Origin of the sequence: Stappia sp. 28M-7 (assembly GCF_014252955.1) — a bacterium.
In the GTDB taxonomy this organism is placed as follows: domain Bacteria; phylum Pseudomonadota; class Alphaproteobacteria; order Rhizobiales; family Stappiaceae; genus Stappia.
The window spans coordinates 4715147-4734861 of record NZ_JACMIA010000001.1; the positions used below are offsets into that span (position 1 = coordinate 4715147).

Here is a 19715-nt window from a genome sequence, read left to right on the forward strand (position 1 = left end):
GCCATGACCCTCCTTCTGGCTTCGGCCCAATTCCTGAAGGCGTTCGCGCGGCGGTTGGGACAGGCGGCGGCATGGTTCGTCGTCCTCCTGATCCTGACCGTTGTCGTGGATGTGATCACGCGCCGCTTCGTGGTGCTCGGCTCGACCAAGCTGCAAGACCTGGAGTGGCATTTCCATGCCGCTCTGTTCCTCTTCTCCCTCGGCTATGCCTATGTCGAGGGCGAGCATGTGCGCATCGACGTCCTGCACACCCGCTTCGGCGAGACGACCGTCGCGGTCATCGAGCTGATCGGCGCGCTGCTCTTCGTCGTACCGTTCTGCGTGATCGTCCTCTATTACGGCTGGACCTTCGTGGAGCGCTCCTACCTGCTCGGCGAAGCCTCGGCCTCGCAGACGGGCCTCACCCATCGCTGGATCATCAAGTCGGCCCTGCTCATCGGCTTCGCCACGCTGCTCTCCGCAGCGCTGGGCGTCATCGCCGAGCAGATCGCCCGGCTGATGGGGGCCGCGCCCCCGCCGGCGCCTCCCTCCCGGCACGAGGAGGTGGGCCTGTGAGCACGTTCGAAGTCGTTCTGCCGCTGACCATGCTCGGCGGTCTGGTGCTGATCCTGTTCTCCGGCTTTCCGGTCGCCTTCTGCCTTGCCGGCGTCGGCCTTGCCTTCGCCGCCCTCGGCGCCGCGCTCGACATGTTCTACCCCATGCAGCTGTTCCTCATCGTCAGCCGCATCTGGGGGTCGATCGCGGAGAACCTCGTCCTCGTCGCCATCCCCATGTTCATCTTCATGGGGATCATGCTGGAAAAGAGCGGCGTCGCCCGCCACCTGCTGGAAATCCTCTCGGTGCTGATGCGCCGGGTGCCCGGTGGGCTGGCGCTCGCCGTCGTCCTGATGGGCACCATCATGGCGGCGACGACCGGCATCGTCGGCGCCTCGGTGGTGATGCTGGCCATGCTCGCCCTGCCGGTGATGGTCGACCGGGGCTACGACAAGGGCATGACCTCCGGGGTCATCGCCGCCTCCGGCACGCTCGGCATCCTCATCCCGCCCTCGATCATGCTGGTGGTGATGGGCGACATGTTGGCGATCCCGGTCGGCGACCTGTTCGCTGGCGCGGTCATCCCCGGTCTGCTGCTGTCCGGCCTCTACCTTGTCTTCATCGTCGTCATGGCGCTGATCCGGCCGGACCGCATGCCCCGAATGGCAAAGCCGGGGGACGAGGCCGCCGCCGACATCTGGATGCTGGTGCTCAAGGGCTTCGTGCCGCCCACCCTGCTGGTGGTCTTCGTGCTCGGCTCCATCGTCGGCGGCCTTGCCACCCCGACGGAGGCCGCCGGCATCGGCGCCTTCGGGGCAACGCTGCTTGCCCTGTTCAACGGCCGGCTGTCCTTCGGCCTCCTGCGCGAGGTGGCACGCGGCACCGCGCTCACCAATGCGATGATCTTCGGCATCTTCTGCGGTGCGACGCTGTTTTCCTACGTCTTCCGCGAGCTCGGCGGCGACGATGCCATCATCCATGTGATCGACCTGCTCGACCTGCATGACTGGACGCTCGTCGTCCTGCTGATGGCGATCATCTTCCTGCTCGGCTTCTTCTTCGACTGGCTGGAGATCACCCTGATCATCCTGCCCGTCTTCCGGCCCATCGTCCTGTCGCTGGACCTCGGCGACACGGTGCCCTCCGACCAGCTTCTGCTATGGTTCGCCATCGTCGTCGCGGTCAACCTGCAGACCTCCTACCTCACCCCTCCCTTCGGGCCGGCGCTGTTCTACCTTCGGCAGGCAGGCCACGCCCATCTCACCCTGGGAGACATCTACAAGGGGGTGATCCCCTTCACGCTTCTCCAGCTCACCGGCCTCGGGCTTTGCCTGCTGTTCCCGGCGCTGGTTCTCTGGCTGCCCGGCGCCCTCGGTTACTGAACCAGGCACCGGGCCCCGCCCAACCCGAAAGGAAACGCATGTCCCGTACTGTCATCGCTCCTCCGTCCGTCACCGTGCCCGGCGTGCCGCTGTCGCCGGCCGTCGCCTATGGCGATCTCGTCTTCGTCTCCGGCCAGCTGCCCATCGACCCGGCGACCGGCCAGCTGGTGGAGGGCGTCGAGGCGCAGACACAGGCCTCGCTCGACAACCTCAGGACCGTGCTGGAAGCCGCCGGCGCCTCGCTCGCCTCGGTGCTCAAGACGACGGTCTTCCTGAAGAACATGGACGATTTCGCCGCCATGAACGGCGTCTACGCCAAGGCCTTCCCGAGCGAGCCGCCGGCCCGTTCGGCGATCGAGGTCGCGCGCCTGCCCAAGGATGCGCTGGTCGAGATCGAAGCCGTCGCCGTCCGGGTGAAGTGAGGTCCGCCATGGCAAGCGAAGCACCCGAAATGATGGAAGCCTTCAGCCACCCGGCCGCCATCGACGCGCTGGGCCGGCAGGGCGGCGTCACCGGCTGGACCGGCGAGCTGCTGCACATCCACATCGCGCCGGAAGCCAGCTTCGAGATGGAGGAGCTGGAGGAAGCGGTCTGCGTTGCCGGTCGCGGCATCGAGGGCGACCGCTACTTCCTCGGCACCGGCACCTATTCCGCCCGTCCCGACGTGCGCGAGGTGACATTGATCGAGCAGGAGGCGCTGGATGCGCTCGCCCGCAACGATCCCCCGCTCCAGTCCGGCCCGGTGGTGCTGGAGCCGGTCGATCACCGGCGCAATCTCACGGTGCGCGGCGTGCCGCTCAACCATCTGGTCGGGCGGCGCTTCCGCGTCGGCGAGGTGATCCTGCGCGGCGGCCGGCTCAACTTCCCGTGCAAGTATCTGGAGACGCTGCTGGGCATGGAGGTCTTCCTGCCGCTCTACAACCGCTCCGGCCTCAATTGCGGCATCGAGAAGGGCGGCACCATCCGCCCCGGCGACACCATCGAGATGCTGGACTGAGCCATGGTCGCGAGGCTTGTCATGAAGCTCCGGGTCGCGGAGCTGCGCCGGGATGCGGGCGATGTCCTCGCGATCCGTCTCGAGCATCCGCGCCGGCCGCAATTGCCGGCGTGGACCGCCGGGGCGCATGTCGATGTGCATGTGCCCGGGCTCGGCGTGCGGCACTATTCGCTCTGGGGCGACCCGGACGACCGCAGCCACTATCTTATCGCCGTGCGGCGGGAGGAGGCCGGGCGCGGCGGTTCCGCCTGGCTGCACGCGGCGCTGGCGCCGGACGCCTTGCTGACGGTCGCCGCCCCGCGCAACCATTTCGAGCTGCCGGAGGTGCCCCGCCGCACCCTGCTCGTTGCCGGCGGCATCGGCGTCACGCCGCTGCTGGCGATGGCGCGCCGGCTCGCCCAACACAACGCCGACTTCGCCTTCCATTATTGCGCAAGGTCGCGCGCCGCCGCCCCGTTGCTGGACGAGGTCGCGGCCGTCTGCGGCGACCGTCTCGTCACCTGGTTTCCGGACGAGGGGCGCCGGTTCGATGCGTCCGCCGTCCTTGCGGCCGAACCTGCCGAGGCCGACGTCCTCGTCTGCGGGCCGCCGCGCCTTGCCGAGGCCGTCGAGGCGGCGGTGGCGGCGCGCGGCTGGCCGGCCGAGTGTTTCCATACTGAGAGGTTCGCGGCGCTCGACCCCGGCGATTTCGTGCCCGAGCCCTTCGAGGCGGTGATCGCCTCCACCGGCGCGGTCCTTGCCGTCCCGGCGGAGCGCAGCCTCGTTGCCGTGCTGGCGGAAGGCGGCATCGAGCTGCCGACCTCGTGCGAATCCGGCGTCTGCGGCTCGTGCGAATGCGGCTATCTGCAAGGCGAGGTCGTCCACCGCGACGTGGTGCTCGACGCCAGGCGCCAGAAAACCCGGCTGATGCCCTGCGTCTCCCGCGGCCGCGGCCGCATCGTCCTCGATCTGTGAAGGGGTGGCCCCGCCCTGGAGGCGAAGACATGGACGGGCGGCGCGCCTTGACCGGTCGGTTATCCCGTGCGGCGGGAGGGGCCAATTCGCTGGTTGATGCGGCTGGCGCGATCCTGTAAGAACGCTTCGCATCCCCGGTGTCGAACAGGCACCGCGTCCGCGGGTCCACCCCGCCGGAAGCACCCGTAGCTCAGCTGGATAGAGCGCTGCCCTCCGAAGGCAGAGGTCACAGGTTCGAATCCTGTCGGGTGCGCCAAACTTTCAAGAGCTTAGATGATTTGTGCCAAATGGTGCTGCGCTGAAGGAAGCGCAGCAAATGTAAACCCGGCCTCAATTCGCGCCAACGGCAGCGGCCCTTTCAGCCACAATAAATTCGTAGAGATAGATACCTAAGAGAGCTTGTTGTCCTCAGAGCCGTCCCCACACAAAGCGAAGTAAGGTGGAGCCTAGGGGAATTTTCTTTGGTCGACCAAAATTGTTGAGGATTGAATAACGGATGATAAGTAAACTTTTCTGCCTAGAGGGCAGGTATGAGTGAAAATAGTGGATTGCTTCGTGATGCGTGCATTCGCGCACCACTAATCGATTGGCTCCGGGCTCTGCACCCGAGTGACGGGTCAACCGAGCTGTTGCAAGAACTCAAAATGCCTCGCCCATCCGCACGCATCGACTTGGCGCTCGTAAATGGCGAATTGGCAGGCTTTGAGATTAAGAGCGACGTCGACACTCTCCGCCGGTTGACCGTTCAGGTGCCTGCGTTCTCGCGCTTCTTTGACCGGGTTAGTGTCGTAACGACACACAAACATTTGGCAGCCGCACGCAAAACAGTTCCTACGTGGTGGGGCATCATTGTCTACCGAGACGACAGCGGCTTCCGAGTGGCTCGAACTCCCAAACTAAATCGCCACGTTGATGTGCGGTCGCTCCTCTATGCTTTGTCCAAAAGAGAAATCGTGGAGCTAGCACGTCGAGCGAACGTCTCGATAACAACGAATGTAAGCAAAGAAGCCATGATTGAGCGCACCGTCAATAGCATCTCCGAACGAGAGATCCGTGATATTTCTAGGGCCGTTCTCAAACTGCGCAATCAGGCTTAAGGCTCGCCGCCCCCCATTTTTGTCGGAGCGTATCTAATTTGGCGATGGATGTGCATGTTGATCTTTGCGCCATGCCAGAAGCGAGCAGAGGCGACACCCTCAATGTCGTTTTGTCTGGCTCTTTCCAATAACTCGCTGCCCCAACATTGGTTATTTTTGTCACAGTTTGGGTCTTTCAGGATCGCCTGCGACCCGTTAATCCACCCTTGCACATCCTGTGCGTCAGGGTGCTTGTAGACAAGCCAAGACTCTTGCATCGGGTATACTACTTGCGCCTTCCATTCTCCAGGCATGAAAGTGCTTGTTTTCTTGTGGCGATAGTTGGCTCCGTAGTCTCCAAATAGAAATGGGAACTTCTCGCTTGCTTGCGACCAGAGGTCCCAGGAATGAGATTCGTATATCTTAGGTAGACCATCGGGTGGGCTCGTATATGAATCATGAAGACATACGGCTGTTAGAAGAAGTGCTTGTGAAGGCTCAAGTTCCTCTTGGATGCGGGCGATTGCAAGTTTAGCAAACTCGGCGCGCTCCGCTATGCGCTGCCTACCCTGACCGCAATCAATGATCAGGAGGAGCTGAGAAGCAGAATCGAGTATAGAGATTATTTGGCCAATTACAGGAAAAATTCCCGTATTGGTTTCTTCTGTAATGCGAATAGATAGATAGCTGTAGCCATCTCGCGAAAGCAACGCAGCTTGGCGGAGGATCTGGTTAGTTTGCGCTATAGGGTCTGTAAATTGCAATACGGGTATCGAATTCGGGAATTTTTGCACGAGCCCGCGCCATTCAGCGAAGCCATTTTCCGGAGACAATAGCGAAGTCAGAATTTTGTTATAATTATCTTGAGCGGCCTGCGTTTTTACTATTTTAGCTTCATCAGGATTATTCTTCGCGACATATGCAGGTGGCGCTCTATCTTTCGACAAGTCGAAAATAAACGGCCTTCCCTCTATCATGTCCGATATAGATTTTACGCTATCTTCAAATGATGACTCGTTTTTTATTTGGCTAAGCTCAAATATTGGAATAATTGAATTTTTATCTTCATCGCTTAATTTTTCATAACCAATCTGTTCGTTTTCCGACAATTGCAGGCAGGGGAAATAATAGTAGCTCGTAAAATCTATGACCATCTCTGCCTCCAGAAAAGGGCGAAAATCGACGTTGAGAAAAGGCAATCAAGACACAAAGATATATAAAATCATATCTGCGCAAAATATGGAAATAGCAAAAATTGGGTAGTTCCTTTTCTGAAGTCTCTTAGTGTCGGTTCTTTCCTTAAGTAAGGCTCCCCCTCCCCCTCACTCCGGCCGCACGCGCAAAGCCCGCAGGGCGTTGAGGATCACGGCGACGTCGATCGCCTCCTGCAGCAGGGCGCCCTGCAGCGGCGTCAGGTAGCCGAAGGCGGCGGCGATCATGCCCAGCACCGACAGGCCGATGCCGGCGACGACGCTTTCCAGCGCGATCCGCCGCGCGGCGCGGGCGATCTCCATCCCGGCGCCCAGCCTCTCGATCCGGTCGACCAGCAGCACCACGTCCGCCGCCTCGGCCGAGGCCGCCGCCCCGCGCGCGCCCATGGCAACGCCCACATCGGCCGCCGCCAGCGCCGGCGCGTCGTTGACGCCATCGCCCACCATCATCACCGGGCCGTGCTTGTGCTCGGTGAGAACCAGCAGCACCTTCTGGTCGGGCGACAGCCCGGCGCGCAGCCCGTCGAGGCCGAGCCCCTCCGTCACCCGCTCGGCCACGTCCGCCCGGTCGCCGGTCGCCAGCAGGATCCGCTCGATGCCGCCGCGCCGCAGCCCGTCCAGCATCGCGCCGACGCCCTCGCGCAACGGGTCCGACATCACCAGATGCCCGGCCATCCGCCCGTCCACCGCCACCGCGACGACCACCGCCCCGGCGGCGGCGTCGGGCAGCGCGCCGCGCGTCTTCTCCGCGCCCTCGCCTGCAACTTCACCCGCGACGAAACCGTGGCCGCCGACCACGACCGCGCGCCCGGCCACCTGTCCGATCACCCCTTCGCCGGCCCGCTCCACCACCTGCAGGGGCACTTCGAGCGCAAGGCCCCGCTCGCGCGCGGCGGCGACGATGGCCTGGGCGACCGGGTGTTTCGAGGCCTGATCCAGCGATGCGGCAAGGCGCAGCAGCTCCGCCTCGCCCAGGCCGTCCTCGGCGTCGATGGTGACGATCTGCGGCCGCCCGTCGGTCAGCGTGCCGGTCTTGTCGAGGATCAGCGTGCGGATGCGCGCCATGGTCTCCAGCGGCCCGGCGCCCTTGATCAGAACGCCGAAATGCGCCGCCCGCGACAGGCCGGCGACCAGCGCCACCGGCACGGCAAGGATCAGCGGGCAGGGTGTTGCCACCACCAGCACGGCAACGGCGCGGATCGGGTCGCCCGTCGCCCACCATGCGCCGAACGCAATGACCAGCGTGACCGCCAGAAAGCCCAGCGACCAGCGGTCGGCGAGCCGCGACATCGGCGCCTTGGAACGCTGCGCCTCCTCCACCAGCCGGACGATGCCGGCATAGGTGCTTTCCGCCGCGCGGCGGGCGGCGGTCATGTCGAACGCCTCGCCCGCATTGGTCGCCCCGCTCATCGCCTCATGGCCCTGCGACAGGCGCTGCGGCAGGGATTCGCCGGTCAGCGCCGAGGTGTCGAGGAAGGCGGTTTCGGAAGCGAGCGTCCCGTCGACCGGCACCACGTCGCCCTGCCGGATCAGCAGCCGGTCGCCGGGCTGGATCTCATTGAGCGGCACATCCTCCAGCGCGCCGCCGCGATAGCGCGTCGCCGTGCGCGGCACCCGCGACAGCAGGTCGTGCATCTCGCGCCGGGCCCGCCCTTCGGCAAAGCTCTCCAGGAAGGTGCCGCCCGAATACATCACCGCGACGACGGCCGCCGCCAGCGTTTCGCCGAAGGCGAGCGCCGCGCTCATCGACAGCGCCGCGACGATGTCGAGGCCGACCTCGCCGCGCCCGATGCTGCGCGCGATCTCGACAACCAGCGCGACGAGCGCCGGCACCACCCCGGCGAACCAGACGATGCGGGCGATGTCGCCCTGGTCCGCGACATATAGGACGAGCCCGCCGGCCAGTCCGGCGACGGCAAGGATCAGGATCGCCGTCTTGAAACGGTCGCTCGCACTGCTCTCCACACTCTATCCCCTGGCTGGCGCGGCCGGCCGCCATGGCCCCCTTGCGCGTGGCTGGCGGCATCATTGCGCGCGCCGGCGGGTCCGTCGAGGCCGCGCGGCGTCGCAGACCTGTCGCAGACAGGCCGTTTGCTGACGCCTTCGCGGGGCAGCATCGCCCGTTCGCTTCTGCTATGGTCGCGCCGCTTGGCGGAACGGACAAGGTTTCATGGAACGTATCACGATCACGGTCGACGGGGATTTGTTGCGGCAGATCGATGCCCTCAGCGAGAAGCGCGGCTATGCCAGCCGTTCGGAGATCTTCCGCGACATGGCGCGCGAGGCGCTTGCCCGCGAGGCGATCGGTCCGGACGGCGAGCTGGACAACGACCGCCCCTGCTACGGCGCGCTCACCTATGTCTACGACCACGGCATCCGCGACCTGCCCAACCGGCTGACCGACAACCACCACGCCCATCACGCGCTGTCGGTCGCCACCACCCATGTGCATGTCAGTGCCGAAAACTGCCTCGAAGTGTCGATCCTGGCCGGCACCGCCGGCGATTTGCGCCGCTTCGCCGACAGCGTGACCAGCCAGCGCGGCGTGCGCCACGGCAGCCTGCATGTCTTTCCCGCCGCCCCCGGCGAGACGCTGCTGGTGCGCGGCCAGCCGCACACGCATGACCACGACCACCATCACGGGCACGATCATCCCCATCACGAGGGCGATGTGCCGAAAGACGAGCCGCTGAAGCCTTGACCGCACAGGGCAGTATGATGTTATTGAAATAACTCATACTGTGATCCTCCTGCCCTGAAAGCGACCGATGTTCGAGGTTTTCCGCGGCGCAGCGCGCGTCCTTGCCCGCTCCGCTCTCCTTGCCTGCCTGATTCTCCCCTCGAGCCTCGTGCCCCTGTCCCCGATGCCCGCTGCCGCGGACGGGCTTGACCTCGCCTTTTCCTGGCCGCTCAATGTCGGCCCGCTCAATCCGCATCTCTATTCGCCGAACCAGATGTTCGCGCAGAACATGGTCTACGAGCCCCTGGTGCGCTACCGCGCGGACGGCACCGTCGTGCCTTGGCTCGCGGCCTCCTGGGACGTGTCGGAGGGTGGGCGCGTCTATACCTTCGCGCTGCGCGAGTACGTGACCTTTTCCAACGGCGAGCCCTTCGATGCCGCCGCTGCCAAGGCGAATTTCGACGCGATCCTCGCCAACCGCTCCCGCCATGCCTGGCTGGAGCTCGCCAACCAGATTGTCTCGGCCGAGGTTGCCGGCCCGCACCTTTTGCGGCTCACCCTCAAGGACGCCTATTACCCGGTGCTGCAGGAACTGGCGCTGCCCCGCCCCTTCCGCTTCATCGCGCCCTCGCAGTTCGTTGCGGGCGGCACGAAGGACGGCATCACCGCTCCCGTCGGCACCGGCCCCTGGATGCTCGCCGAGACCTCGCTCGGCGAGCGCGACGTCTTCACCCGCAACGAAGCCTATTGGGGCGAGAAGCCTGCCTATGCCTCGGTCACCGGCAAGGTCATCCCCGATCCCAACACCCGCGCCATCGCCTTCGAGACCGGCGAGATCGACCTGATCTACGGCAGCGACGGGCCGATCTCGCCCGACACGTTCGAGCGTTTTCGTTCCATGGGCGAGGCGGCCGGCATCACCGCCGCCCTGTCGGAACCGCTGGAAAGCCGGGTCCTGGCGCTCAACACCAATCACGGGGCGACGCGCGATCTTGCCGTGCGCCGGGCGATCAACCACGCCGTCGACAAGGACACGATGATCGCGACCGTGCTCTACGGTACCCAGCGCCGCGCCGACACCCTGTTCGCGCCCAACGTGCCGTATGCCGATATCGGCCTTGCGCCCTACGCGTACGATCTCGACGAGGCGCGGCGCCTGCTGGAAGAGGCCGGCTGGACCGCACCCGACGCCGGCGGCATCCGCGAGAAGGACGGCGCGCGGCTCAGCATCGAGCTCTGCTTCGTCGGCACGGATGCGGTCGCCAAGTCGATGGCCGAGATCATCCAGGCGGATCTGCGCCGCGTCGGCATCGAGGTCCTGCTCACCGGAGAGGAGGAGAGCAGCATCTATGCCCGCCAGCGCGACGGCCGCTTCGGCATGATCTTCAACCGCACCTGGGGCGCGCCTTACGATCCGCATGCCTTCGTCAGCTCCATGCGCCTGCCCTCCCATGCCGATTATCAGGCCCAGCTTGGCCTGGCCGACAAGGCCGAGATCGACGCGATGATCGGCCGGGCGCTGGTCAGCACCGACGAGACGGCGCGCCAGCAGATCTACCGCGATCTCCTCACCCGTCTGCATGACGAGGCGGTCTACCTGCCGCTGACCTATGTCACCGCCATTGCGGTTGCGCGCAAGGAGGTCGGTCCGGTGCCCTTCGGCGCCATGTCGAGCGAGATCCCCTTCGACCGCCTGATCCCGGCGGCGGACTGATCCGATGGCCGGTTTCATTCTCCGCCGCGTCCTCCTCCTGGTGCCGATGCTGCTCGGCGCCTCGCTGGTCATCTTCCTGATGCTGCGGCTGGGGCCGAGCGACCCGGCGATGGACTATCTGCGCCTGTCCAAGTTGCCGCCGACGCCGCAGGCGCTGGAGGACGCGCGCATGATGCTCGGCCTCGACCGGCCGATCATGACCCAGTATCTCGACTGGCTCGGCAAGGCGGTGCGGCTCGATTTCGGGACCTCCTATGCCACCCAGCGCCCGGTTCTGCCGGACCTGCTGCACTTCCTGCCGGCAACGCTGCAACTCGCGGGTGTCGCGCTGGCGCTCACCATCGGCCTGTCGGTGCCGCTCGGCATCTGGGCGGCGCGCTACCGCGAGCGCTGGCCGGACCACCTGGTGCGGCTGATTGCCTTCATCGGCGTCTCGATGCCGAATTTCTGGCTCGGCTTCCTGCTGGTGCTGCTGTTCTCGGTCCATCTCGGCTGGCTGCCGGCGATGGGCCGTGGCGGGCTCGCCCATCTGGTGATGCCGGCGCTCGCCATCTCGTTCATGTCGCTCGCCATAAACGCCCGGCTGCTGCGCGCCAGCATGCTGGAGGCCGCCGGCCAGCCGCATGTGCGCTATGCGCGGCTGCGCGGCCTGCCCGAGCGGCGGGTCGAGCGCGCCCATGTGCTGCGCAATGCCTGGCTGCCCGTCATCACCGCCATGGGCATGCATGTCGGCGAGATGATCGGCGGCACCCTGATCATCGAAAGCATCTTCGGCTGGCCCGGCGTCGGCCGCTATGCCGTCTCGGCGATCCTCAACCGCGACTATCCGGTGATCCAGTGCTTCACCCTGGCCATGGTCGCGATCTTCATGCTGTGCAATCTCGTGGTCGACATCGTCTATGCGCTGGCCGACCCGCGCATCCGCCTGTCGGCGGAGGGGGTGGAATGACCGACCTGCCGCTCTCTGCTCCGTCCCCTGGCCCCTCAGCGCGCCCTTCCCGCCGGCTTCTCTCCCGGCTGGCCGCGCCCTTCTCGGGCCGCTGGCCGGTGCGCATCGCCCTCGCCGTCGTCGTCCTGCTGCTGGTCGCGGCGGTGGCAGGCCCCTGGATCTCGCCGCACGATCCGGACCTCATCGACCTGACCCAGCGCCTGCAGGGCGCCGATGCCGTCCACTGGCTCGGCACCGATCATCTCGGCCGCGACATCCTCTCGCGGCTGATCGCCGGCGTGCGCGTGTCGCTCGGCGTCGTCGCGCTGACGCTGGCGCTCATTCTCGTGCTCGGCATCGTGGTCGGCGGCGCCTCCGGCTTCATCGGCGGGCGCATCGACCAGCTGATCATGCGCGTCACCGACGTGTTCCTCACCTTCCCCACCCTGGTGCTGGCGCTGTTCATGATCGGTATGCTCGGCACCGGCCTCGTCAACGTGGTCATCGCCATCGCGCTGTCGCACTGGGCCTGGTATGCGCGCATCGTGCGCGGCATCGTCCTGTCGCTGCGCCATCGCGACTACCTGCTGGCCGCCCGCCTTGCCGGGGCCAGCCGGCTGCGCATCTTCGCCGCGCACCTGCTGCCCGCCACCTTGTCGCAGCTCCTGGTGCTCGCCACGCTCGATATCGGCCACATGATGCTGCATGTCTCCGGCCTCTCCTTCCTCGGCCTCGGCGTCGCGCCGCCGACCGCCGAATGGGGCGTGATGATCGGCGATGCGCGCCAGTTCGTCTGGACCGCGCCGATGCTGATCTTCTGGCCGGGCCTCGCCCTCTTCGTCTCGGTGATGGCGTTCAACATCCTGGGCGATGCGCTGCGCGACCGTCTCGACCCGCATCTGAGGGCGGACCATTGTCATTGAATCTCGCCCCCACACCCTCCTCCGCATCCGGCCTCCTCTCCATTGAGGGGCTGACGGTCGCCGCCGGTTCCGGCTCCGGTGCCGACGGCGCGGTCCTGGTCCGCGACCTGACGCTGGAGGTCCGGCGCGGCCGCGTCCTGGCGCTGGTCGGCGCCAGCGGATCGGGCAAGTCGATGACCTGCATGGCCGCGCTCGGCACTTTGCCGCCCGGCACCAGGGCGCTGTCCGGCCGCGTCCGTCTCAATGGTGCCGAGTGCGCGCCCGCCGCCCTTCGCGGCCGACAGGTCGCGACGATCCTGCAGAACCCGCGCAGCGCCTTCAATCCGGTCCGCACCATGCGCGATCATGCGCTGGAGACGCTTGCCGCGCTGGGCCTTTCAGGGCCCGATGCAGAAGCGCGCATTGCGGCGGCGATGGCCGAGGCCGGGCTCGACGAGCCCGCCCGCATCCTGCCGCTGCATGCCTTCGAGATGAGCGGCGGCATGCTGCAGCGGATGATGATCGCGCTGGCGCTCCTCGCCGATGCGCCGTTCCTCTTCGCCGACGAGCCGACCACCGATCTCGACCTCGTGGTGCAGATGCGCATCCTTGAGCTTCTGGAGCGTCTGGTTGCCGCGCGCGGCCTCGGCGTCCTGCTCGTCACCCACGACATGGGCGTCGTCGCCCGCCTCGCCGACGATGTCGCGGTGCTCGATCAGGGCCGCCTGGTCGAATGCGCGCCGGTCGAGGAGGTGTTTCAGGCGCCGCGCCATCCGGTCACCCGGATGCTGGTTGCGGCGCATCTTGCCCTTTACGGATTGGAGCTTGCCCCATGACGCTGATCCGCGCCGATGGCGTCTCCCGGATCTATCGCAGTGTCTCGCTGGTCGGGACGGGCGCCGCGCGCACGGCGCTGGACGGCGTCTCGCTTTCGGTTGCGGCCGGCGAGACCGTCGCCCTGCTCGGCCGCAGCGGCTGCGGCAAGAGCACGCTGGCGCGCCTGCTCTGCGGGCTGGAGCGGCCCGACGGCGGCACCGTCGCCTTTCGCGGCACGCCGCTGGACCGTCTCGACCGGGCCGGCCTGCGCCGGTTCCGCCGCGAAGTGCAGATGGTGTTCCAGGACGCACCCGGCGCGGTCAATCCCCGCTTCGACATCCGCTCGATCATCGCCGAGCCGTTGCGTTATCTGACCTCGCTCGATGCTTCGGCCCGCGCCCGACGGGTCGACGAGCTGCTCGAAATGGTCGAGCTTCCGGCCTCGCTTGCCTCCATGCTGCCCTCGCAGGTCAGCGGCGGCCAGCTGCAGCGCGTGTGCATCGCCCGCGCTCTGGCGCCAGAGCCGGCTCTCGTCGTCCTCGACGAGGCGGTCTCCAATCTCGACCTGCACCTTCAGGCCGCCACGCTGGCGCTGCTCAAGCGGCTCCAGCAGGCCTCCGGCATCGCCTGCCTCTTCGTCACCCACGACCTGCGGCTGGTCGAGCGCTTCGCCGACCGCACCATCGTCATGCAGCGGGGACAAGTCGTCGAGGAGACGGGGACAAGTGCTTTGGCCGAGCTGCGCCATCCCGCCTCGCTGGAGCTCAAGGCGGCGATCCTGCCGCCGCTCCCGGCACGCGTGCGCACCGTGAAGGTCGCCGCCGCGGGCTGATCGGCGGGATTGCGACGGCGCTCGCAAATTTTCGGGAAATTGAGACGGAATTTCGCAAAATCCGTCTCGAAAATTCCCGAACAGATTTTATCTTTTGGAACAAGTGCTTGACGCCGGTTTTCCGGCAAAGCGGTCCTCGGTCCAGGCCAGCAGTTGCGGCGTCAGCGCCGAGCCCGGTTCGACCAGGCTGACATGGGTGAGCCCAGGATATTCCCGGTAGTCGATCGCCTGGCCGGCGGCGCAGCGCCGCGCGACATAGCCATCCTGCAGCCTCGGATCGATCACCTCGTCGGCCAGACCCTGCGCCAGCAGCACCGGCGCGTCGATGGCCCCGTTCGGGTCGTTCTGCGCCAGCCGCTCCCCGAACGGGCCGTCAGAAATCGGTTGCAGGAACAGTCCCTGATCGGGCAGCAGCCGGGTCAGGGCGAGCGACCAGGCAGTGCGCCAGTCGAAGATGCAGCGGCGGGATATGTCCTTGGCCACCATCGCATGGAAGCGGCTGATATAGGCCTCGCCGATCTCCGGGTAGAGCCGGTGATAGGCGGTGTAGAGATAGGCCGTGATGATCTCGCCGAAGCTGCTGCGGGCGCCGTAGCCGATCATGGCGGCAAGCTCGGTCGCCGGCGCCATCGCGGCGACCCCGGCGATCTTCAGGTCCGGCGCGTCCGTGCCGGCCCGCATGCCGGTCCACAGCGCCGCATGGCCGCCCTGCGAATGGCCCCAGACGACGACGCGGTCGCCGAGCTGCCACTCCGCCATCTGTCTGGCGGCATTGACGGAATCGAGCACCGAATAGGCCGCGACCTGCCCGACCAGATAGGCGTGATGTCCCGGCGTACCCATGCCCGCATAGTCGGTCGCCACCATCGCCCAGCCGCGCTTGACCACCTCGTCCATGCCCGGCGTGCCGCCGAAGGGTGCGGGCGAGATGGAGGGCGCGCAGCCCCGGGCGATGCCGGTGGTGCCGTGCGCCCAGGCGATCAGCGGTCGCGGTCCTTGCGCGGGGATATCCGGCAGCACGACGATTGCGCTTGCGACCGTCGGCGAGCCGTCTTCCAGGCGGCTGGTATAGAGGATACGCCAGCCCTTCGCCCCGGCCGGAATGTCGGTGTCGTAGGCTTCGCTGCGCAGGAGCATGCCCGGTTCGGCGGGCACGGTTTCGGGCGGGGTGTAGAAGGCGTCGGGCCGGTCCGGCAGGGTCAGCCACCAGCCCGCCGCCAGCGCGATGAGTACCAGCAGGCCGAGCCCGCCCAGCCACCGGCCGACCGCGCGGCCTCGCCCGCCCTTGCGGGCGCCGTTCTTCTCGTCCTGCATCTGTCCCCCTGCCCCAAGCCGGTGCAACGCACCATCCTTGTCACGATGGCAAGGCTCAAGGCAATTGTCACATGCAGCGGTCCATCGTGGCGGCGGGGATTTCCGGCCTCCGCCCGCTCGGGACCGGCCGGATCAATCCCCGGTGAAGGCGAGCATCCGTCCGCAGACCAGCGCAGCGGTCCACAGGATCAGCGACAGCGCCCCGGCAAGCCGCAGCCGGGCCGACGAAAGCTGTGCCAGCCGGTCGGCCATGTCGCCATCCGCCGCACCTTTTGCCGCCGCCCTGTGGGTGACGAGGGCCGAGCCCGCTCCCAGCAGGATGAGGCCGATCTTGGCGAGGAACAGCGGCGCGCTGGCGTAGTCGGCGGGCGCCGAGAGAAACAGCAGCGCGCCGGTGACCAGCGCGAGCGCCAGCCCGCCGGCAGCAACCGGCACCAGTGCCCGGGCAAGCCCGGCCAGCGGAACACGGCCGCGCCACAGCCCGAGGAGCCGCAGGTCGAGCGGCACGATGGCGCCGAAAAGCAGCGACAAGCCAATCACATGCAGCGTGTTGACGCCGGCATAGCCCCAGCGCGAGACCCGCATCCACTCGGCCAGCGGCAGCCCCGCAAGCAGGTCTACAAGCGTCTGCATCGGGGCGAACTAGTCGCGGCCGGGATAGAGGTCGTAGCTGCGTCCGGAGATGCTGATCCGCTCCGCCTTCATCAAGCGGTCCTCGATATTGGCCGAGGGCTCGCCGATGAAGGTCGCCTCGACGCCGGGCGCCAGGTCGCCGTCCTTCAGTCCGGCACGTTCGTTGCGCCACGGCTGCCCGACCTCGACCTGCCAGCTCTCGCCTTCCGCGTCGACCGTCAGCACGCCGTGCGGGTTGCCGAGCCGCGCCTCGCTGATCACGCCGGTCAGCTCGATGTTCTTCCCCGTCGTCCAGCGCCAGCCGTGATGGGCGAGAGCGGGGATAGCAAGGGTTGCGGCAACGCCGAGGCAAAGGGCGGCGGTGAGGGCGCGCCGGGTCATTGTGCTCAAGCTCATTGGGTTCTCCTCGTCATGATCCCCCGCCCGGGGCGGTAAGGGCAATGCGGCCGATCACCGTGAACAACTCGCCCTCCTGCCGGCCGACGATGATCTCGCCGGACGCGGGATAAACGCCGCTCAGGGCCGTGATGTTGACCTGGTGGGTCACGAGGACAGCGACCGTTCCTTGCGGCAGGGCACGGATCGCGGCCGCAAGGCGCTGGGTCTGGCTTTCCGCTTCGCGCCTGTCGGCGAAGAAGGAGTTGAGGTCCGGCAGTTCCTGCGGCTCGCCGAGGCCGAGAAGCGCGGCCGTCTCCCGCGCGCGGCACCACTGCGAGGTCAGGACCTGGTCGACCGCGATGCCGCGTTCGCGAAAGGCGGCGCCGATGGCCCTGGCCTGCGCCCGGCCGCGGTCGTCGAGATTGCGCTGGGTGCTGCAGTCGCCGAGCCGGAAGCCGGCGGGGTCGCCGGTGCCGGGGGCGAGCGCGTGCCGCATCACGGCGATGGCACCGCGGTTCGAAGAGAGCGCCGCCCAGGCCTCCGCCTCGCCGCTCGCCCGCGCCGCCTCGATGGCGGGCCCGGTCAGCACCAGCAGGGCAAGGAGCGCGAGGACAAGCCGGCGAAACCGGCCTTTCGCGTGGCCTGTCGCAAACGGGAGCAAGTGGATCATCGTCCGGTCCGCTGTCGGTCTGGCGAAAGGGGGATACCTTGCGCCAGACCCAGCAGTTAGGGCGGCCGGTGCGCCCGTCAAACCGGATCGCCGCGCGGAGCGGCGATCCGAAGGCGAGAGACGGGTTATCCTCAGGCCTTGCCGAGTTCCTTGGCATGCAGCCAGGCGGCATGCTGGGGCGCCCGCTTGGTCTTCGACCACTCCTCGAGCATCTCCCACTTCACCGCGTCGAGCTTCCGCAGCATCTCTTCCTCGGCCGGATCCGGGCAGGCCAGCTCGATACGGTGGCCGTTCGGATCGAAGAAATAGATCGAATGGAAGATCGAGTGATCGGTGACGCCGAGCACCTCGATGCCGTTCTTCTCCAGCCGCTCCTTGTAGGCGACCAGCGTGTCGCGGTCCTTCACCTTGAAGGCGATGTGCTGCACCCAGACCGGGGTGTTCGGGTCCCGGCCCATCTCCGGCTTGGTGGGAAGCTCGAAGAAGGCGAGTACGTTGCCTGCGCCGGCGTCGAGAAAGACGTGCATGTAGGGGTCCGGCTCATGGGTCGAGGGCACCTTGTCCTCGGCGATGGCCAGCACGAAGCCCATGTTCAGGTTGTCGACATACCAGTTCACGGTCTCCTTCGCGTCCTTGCAGCGATAGGCGACGTGGTGGATCCGGTCGATCTTCAGGTCCGGTTGGACAGTCATTGCGGGCACTCCCGTTTTCATCGTTGAAACGGAACGCCCCGTCCGCGTTCGGCAGGGTCGCAGCAGCCACGGGCCCCTCAGCCGCAGGCCGCTGCGGAAAGGATCAAGCGCTTGATGCGCCTTGCAGTCTGGCGGCGGCAAAGGCGGCGCGCAGCACGTCCCGGTCGCCGATATGGTTGGCCAGAACCAGCACCAGCCGGGCGTTCAGCGCCTCGCTGTCCTCGCGCGACAGCCCCTCGTGCAGTGCGATCAGCTCGGCATAGAAGCCGTCGGGATCGGGAAGGTTGGGGCCAAGTCGCAGGCCCGTCTCCTTGGTGGTTTCGCTCATCTCGAGTTTCCTTGAGTTCCGGCCGGTTCCGGCCTCAATCCCCGGCTTACTTTCCGTCCCTGGCGGTGGCGATCCGCAATGCCCGCGTCACCTCGCCGGCATCGAACGTCTCCCAGCGGGCCGCCACATGCTGGTCGGGCCGCATCAGGTAGACGGCGCTCTTCGCCTCGCCGAGATAGCGCGCGGCCAGCGCGCCGGTCGGATCGTCGGCGGCCGACAGTGCCACCCGTTCGACCGGGATGCCGTCGACCGTGAGCGTGCCAGGTGCCTCCACGTCGATGGTCACCAGCTGGAAGCGGTCGCCGAGCCGGTCGATCAGCCATCCGCCGGCAACCGGCGCATCACTCGCCGGCGCGCCCGGCCGGGTGCGGGCCGGCATCGCGGCGCAGTCCGGGCCGTTGAGCGGCGAGCCGTCATAGGTCGCCGGCAGCGACAGGCGGCCGGAATTGACCAGCGGCCGCGCGAAGGCGTGATGCTCGGCCAGCTCCAGCACCGCGTCGCGGAACACCCGGCTTGCGTGGCTTTTCGGCGTGATGAAGTCGGTCGAGCGCGACGAGTTGAGGATGTTCTCGTCGGCGGCGAAGACGCGTTCGGCATCGTAACTGTCGAGCAGGGCCTCGGGCGCGGTGCCCTCGACCACGAGCTTCAGCTTCCAGGCCAGGTTATCCGTGTCCTGCAGGCCGGAATTGGCGCCGCGTGCGCCGAAGGGCGAGACCTGATGCGCGCTGTCGCCGGCGAAGATCACCCGGCCGTGGCGGAACTTCTCCATCCGGCGGCACTGGAACGTGTAGATCGACACCCATTCCAGCTCGTACTCGATATCCTCGCCCAGCATCGCCTTCAGCTTCGGCGCGATGCGCTCCGGCTGCTTTTCCGCCTCGCGGTCGATGTTCCAGCCGAGCTGCAGGTCGATGCGCCAGACGTCGTCCGGCTGCCGGTGCAGCAGCGCCGACTGGCCGCGGTTGAACGGCGGGTCGAACCAGAACCAGCGTTCGGTGGGAAAGTCCGCCTTCATGACGACGTCGGCGATCAGGAAGTTGTCCTCGAACACCCGGCCGCGGAAGTCGAGATCCAGCATGGCGCGGGTCGGCGAGCCGGCACCGTCGCAGGCGACCAGCCAGTCGGCGATCAGCCGGTACGGCCCCTCGGGCGTTTCCACGGTAAGCTCGACGCCATCGGCAAGCTGCGCGACCGCGCTCACCTTGTTGCCGCCGCGCAGCTCCAGAAGCCCCGTGTCGCGGCCGATTTCCAGCGCCCGCTCGACCAGATACTGCTCGAGATAATACTGCTGCAGGTTGATGAAGGCCGGCCGCTTGTGCCCGTCCTCGGGCAGCAGGTTGAAGTCGTAGACCTTGCGCTCGTCGAAGAAGACCTTGCCGAGGTTCCACACGACGCCCTTGTCGACCATCTTCTGGCCGCAGCCGAGCCGGTCGAGGATCTCCAGCGGCCGCTTGGCGAAGCAGATCGCCCGCGAGCCCCAGCTCACCTTGTCGTTCTCGTCGAGCACGGTGACGGCAACACCCTGCTGGGCAAGGTCGATGGCCAGTGCCAGGCCGACCGGCCCCGCGCCGATCACCACCACCGGATGGCGCGTCGGCTCGGCGGCATCCTGATCGCGGCAGCGGATATAAGGGTAGAGCGGCGTTTCGAAGATCTTCGTCATGTGACCTCCCG

At 66.8% G+C, this 19715-nt stretch carries 21 protein-coding genes and 1 tRNA gene; 13 read left to right on the forward strand and 9 right to left on the reverse strand.

Translation table 11 applies throughout. The features are described 5' to 3' along the window. The first annotated feature begins 3 nt into the window (after nucleotides 1-3). The 7 genes from H7H34_RS21250 (at nucleotide 4) to H7H34_RS21280 (ending at nucleotide 4964) form a co-directional block, all read left to right on the forward strand. A complete protein-coding gene (locus tag H7H34_RS21250) occupies nucleotides 4-555 on the forward strand; it encodes a TRAP transporter small permease subunit (protein WP_067224562.1) in 552 nt (183 codons plus the stop codon). Beyond that, nucleotides 552-1916 (forward strand): TRAP transporter large permease, encoded by a 1365-nt coding sequence (locus tag H7H34_RS21255; protein WP_371811443.1) that lies wholly within the window; start codon nucleotides 552-554, stop codon nucleotides 1914-1916. The genes H7H34_RS21250 and H7H34_RS21255 overlap by 4 nt, the downstream gene beginning before the upstream one ends. A 38-nt stretch (nucleotides 1917-1954) precedes the next feature. Continuing rightward, a complete protein-coding gene (locus tag H7H34_RS21260) occupies nucleotides 1955-2338 on the forward strand; it encodes a RidA family protein (RefSeq protein WP_185926361.1) in 384 nt (127 codons plus the stop codon). A gap of 8 nt (nucleotides 2339-2346) precedes the next feature. Further along, on the forward strand, nucleotides 2347-2913 hold the full coding sequence (locus H7H34_RS21265; RefSeq protein ID WP_083202361.1) for an MOSC domain-containing protein: 567 nt from the start codon (nucleotides 2347-2349) through the stop codon (nucleotides 2911-2913). 21 nt (nucleotides 2914-2934) lie between these two features. Beyond that, a complete protein-coding gene (locus H7H34_RS21270; RefSeq protein WP_245165162.1) occupies nucleotides 2935-3867 on the forward strand; it encodes a PDR/VanB family oxidoreductase in 933 nt (310 codons plus the stop codon). 179 nt (nucleotides 3868-4046) lie between these two features. Continuing rightward, nucleotides 4047-4123 (forward strand) — tRNA-Arg (locus H7H34_RS21275). A gap of 274 nt (nucleotides 4124-4397) precedes the next feature. After that, on the forward strand, nucleotides 4398-4964 hold the full coding sequence (locus H7H34_RS21280; RefSeq protein WP_185926363.1) for a sce7726 family protein: 567 nt from the start codon (nucleotides 4398-4400) through the stop codon (nucleotides 4962-4964). Here the strand turns inward: H7H34_RS21280 and H7H34_RS21285 are convergent. Continuing rightward, complete coding sequence (locus tag H7H34_RS21285) at nucleotides 4961-6097, reverse strand: beta family protein (RefSeq protein ID WP_185926364.1); 1137 nt, start codon at nucleotides 6095-6097, stop codon at nucleotides 4961-4963. The two genes, H7H34_RS21280 and H7H34_RS21285, sit on opposite strands and share 4 nt — an antisense overlap. Nucleotides 6098-6265: 168 nt before the next feature. Continuing rightward, nucleotides 6266-8119 carry a heavy metal translocating P-type ATPase gene (locus tag H7H34_RS21290; protein WP_185926365.1) on the reverse strand — a complete coding sequence of 618 codons (1854 nt, stop codon included), beginning with the start codon at nucleotides 8117-8119 and terminating at the stop codon, nucleotides 6266-6268. A 205-nt stretch (nucleotides 8120-8324) separates the two neighbouring features. Here H7H34_RS21290 and nikR point away from each other — a divergent pair, with 205 nt between their 5' ends. The 6 genes from nikR to nikE all read left to right on the forward strand — a co-directional run bounded on the left by nikR (nucleotide 8325) and on the right by nikE (nucleotide 14026). After that, entirely contained in the window at nucleotides 8325-8855 is a 531-nt protein-coding gene (gene nikR / locus H7H34_RS21295) for a nickel-responsive transcriptional regulator NikR (RefSeq protein WP_185926366.1), read from the forward strand. Between the two features lie 163 nt (nucleotides 8856-9018). Further along, nucleotides 9019-10548, forward strand: coding sequence for a nickel ABC transporter substrate-binding protein (gene nikA / locus H7H34_RS21300; protein ID WP_185926640.1), 1530 nt, complete (start codon nucleotides 9019-9021; stop codon nucleotides 10546-10548). Between the two features lie 4 nt (nucleotides 10549-10552). Beyond that, nucleotides 10553-11497: a nickel ABC transporter permease subunit NikB gene (nikB, locus tag H7H34_RS21305; protein WP_185926367.1), complete on the forward strand. Its 945-nt coding sequence runs from the start codon at nucleotides 10553-10555 to the stop codon at nucleotides 11495-11497. Continuing rightward, nucleotides 11494-12399 (forward strand): nickel ABC transporter permease subunit NikC, encoded by a 906-nt coding sequence (gene nikC / locus H7H34_RS21310; RefSeq protein ID WP_185926368.1) that lies wholly within the window; start codon nucleotides 11494-11496, stop codon nucleotides 12397-12399. The genes nikB and nikC overlap by 4 nt, the downstream gene beginning before the upstream one ends. Then, entirely contained in the window at nucleotides 12396-13214 is an 819-nt protein-coding gene (nikD, locus tag H7H34_RS21315) for a nickel import ATP-binding protein NikD (RefSeq protein ID WP_371811444.1), read from the forward strand. Before nikC ends, nikD begins: the two co-directional genes overlap by 4 nt. After that, nucleotides 13211-14026, forward strand: a complete 816-nt coding sequence (nikE, locus tag H7H34_RS21320) for a nickel import ATP-binding protein NikE (RefSeq protein WP_185926369.1) — start codon at nucleotides 13211-13213, stop codon at nucleotides 14024-14026. The genes nikD and nikE overlap by 4 nt, the downstream gene beginning before the upstream one ends. A gap of 87 nt (nucleotides 14027-14113) precedes the next feature. On the opposite strand, the gene H7H34_RS21325 is transcribed toward nikE, so the two are convergent. The 7 genes from H7H34_RS21325 to H7H34_RS21355 all read right to left on the reverse strand — a co-directional run bounded on the left by H7H34_RS21325 (nucleotide 14114) and on the right by H7H34_RS21355 (nucleotide 19704). Next, entirely contained in the window at nucleotides 14114-15340 is a 1227-nt protein-coding gene (locus H7H34_RS21325) for a lipase family protein (RefSeq protein WP_185926370.1), read from the reverse strand. 132 nt (nucleotides 15341-15472) lie between these two features. Next, a complete protein-coding gene (locus tag H7H34_RS21330) occupies nucleotides 15473-15973 on the reverse strand; it encodes a hypothetical protein (protein WP_185926371.1) in 501 nt (166 codons plus the stop codon). Nucleotides 15974-15982: 9 nt separating this feature from the next. Continuing rightward, the gene (locus tag H7H34_RS21335; protein ID WP_199681361.1) at nucleotides 15983-16369 is read right to left on the reverse strand and encodes a DUF6152 family protein; all 387 of its coding nucleotides are present in this window, start codon (nucleotides 16367-16369) and stop codon (nucleotides 15983-15985) included. 13 nt (nucleotides 16370-16382) lie between these two features. Further along, nucleotides 16383-17021 carry a histidine phosphatase family protein gene (locus H7H34_RS21340; protein ID WP_185926372.1) on the reverse strand — a complete coding sequence of 213 codons (639 nt, stop codon included), beginning with the start codon at nucleotides 17019-17021 and terminating at the stop codon, nucleotides 16383-16385. Nucleotides 17022-17152: 131 nt separating this feature from the next. Then, the gene (locus H7H34_RS21345) at nucleotides 17153-17695 is read right to left on the reverse strand and encodes a VOC family protein (protein ID WP_185926642.1); all 543 of its coding nucleotides are present in this window, start codon (nucleotides 17693-17695) and stop codon (nucleotides 17153-17155) included. A gap of 121 nt (nucleotides 17696-17816) precedes the next feature. Continuing rightward, nucleotides 17817-18041 carry a DUF2783 domain-containing protein gene (locus H7H34_RS21350; protein WP_185926373.1) on the reverse strand — a complete coding sequence of 75 codons (225 nt, stop codon included), beginning with the start codon at nucleotides 18039-18041 and terminating at the stop codon, nucleotides 17817-17819. Nucleotides 18042-18087: 46 nt separating this feature from the next. Further along, complete coding sequence (locus H7H34_RS21355; RefSeq protein WP_185926374.1) at nucleotides 18088-19704, reverse strand: FAD-dependent oxidoreductase; 1617 nt, start codon at nucleotides 19702-19704, stop codon at nucleotides 18088-18090. Nucleotides 19705-19715: the final 11 nt, after the last annotated feature.

Bases quoted from the DNA above. Each gene is read 5' to 3' on its own strand.
- H7H34_RS21250 (WP_067224562.1), top strand. From the start codon at position 4: ATGACCCTCCTTCTGGCTTCGGCCCAATTCCTGAAGGCGTTCGCGCGG.
- H7H34_RS21260 (WP_185926361.1), top strand. From the start codon at position 1,955: ATGTCCCGTACTGTCATCGCTCCTCCGTCCGTCACCGTGCCCGGCGTG.
- H7H34_RS21265 (WP_083202361.1), top strand. From the start codon at position 2,347: ATGGCAAGCGAAGCACCCGAAATGATGGAAGCCTTCAGCCACCCGGCC.
- H7H34_RS21270 (WP_245165162.1), top strand. From the start codon at position 2,935: ATGAAGCTCCGGGTCGCGGAGCTGCGCCGGGATGCGGGCGATGTCCTC.
- H7H34_RS21280 (WP_185926363.1), top strand. From the start codon at position 4,398: ATGAGTGAAAATAGTGGATTGCTTCGTGATGCGTGCATTCGCGCACCA.
- H7H34_RS21285 (WP_185926364.1), bottom strand. From the start codon at position 6,097: ATGGTCATAGATTTTACGAGCTACTATTATTTCCCCTGCCTGCAATTG.
- nikR (WP_185926366.1), top strand. From the start codon at position 8,325: ATGGAACGTATCACGATCACGGTCGACGGGGATTTGTTGCGGCAGATC.
- nikA (WP_185926640.1), top strand. From the start codon at position 9,019: ATGCCCGCTGCCGCGGACGGGCTTGACCTCGCCTTTTCCTGGCCGCTC.
- nikB (WP_185926367.1), top strand. From the start codon at position 10,553: ATGGCCGGTTTCATTCTCCGCCGCGTCCTCCTCCTGGTGCCGATGCTG.
- nikC (WP_185926368.1), top strand. From the start codon at position 11,494: ATGACCGACCTGCCGCTCTCTGCTCCGTCCCCTGGCCCCTCAGCGCGC.
- nikE (WP_185926369.1), top strand. From the start codon at position 13,211: ATGACGCTGATCCGCGCCGATGGCGTCTCCCGGATCTATCGCAGTGTC.
- H7H34_RS21325 (WP_185926370.1), bottom strand. From the start codon at position 15,340: ATGCAGGACGAGAAGAACGGCGCCCGCAAGGGCGGGCGAGGCCGCGCG.
- H7H34_RS21330 (WP_185926371.1), bottom strand. From the start codon at position 15,973: ATGCAGACGCTTGTAGACCTGCTTGCGGGGCTGCCGCTGGCCGAGTGG.
- H7H34_RS21335 (WP_199681361.1), bottom strand. From the start codon at position 16,369: ATGAGCTTGAGCACAATGACCCGGCGCGCCCTCACCGCCGCCCTTTGC.
- H7H34_RS21340 (WP_185926372.1), bottom strand. From the start codon at position 17,021: ATGATCCACTTGCTCCCGTTTGCGACAGGCCACGCGAAAGGCCGGTTT.
- H7H34_RS21350 (WP_185926373.1), bottom strand. From the start codon at position 18,041: ATGAGCGAAACCACCAAGGAGACGGGCCTGCGACTTGGCCCCAACCTT.
- H7H34_RS21355 (WP_185926374.1), bottom strand. From the start codon at position 19,704: ATGACGAAGATCTTCGAAACGCCGCTCTACCCTTATATCCGCTGCCGC.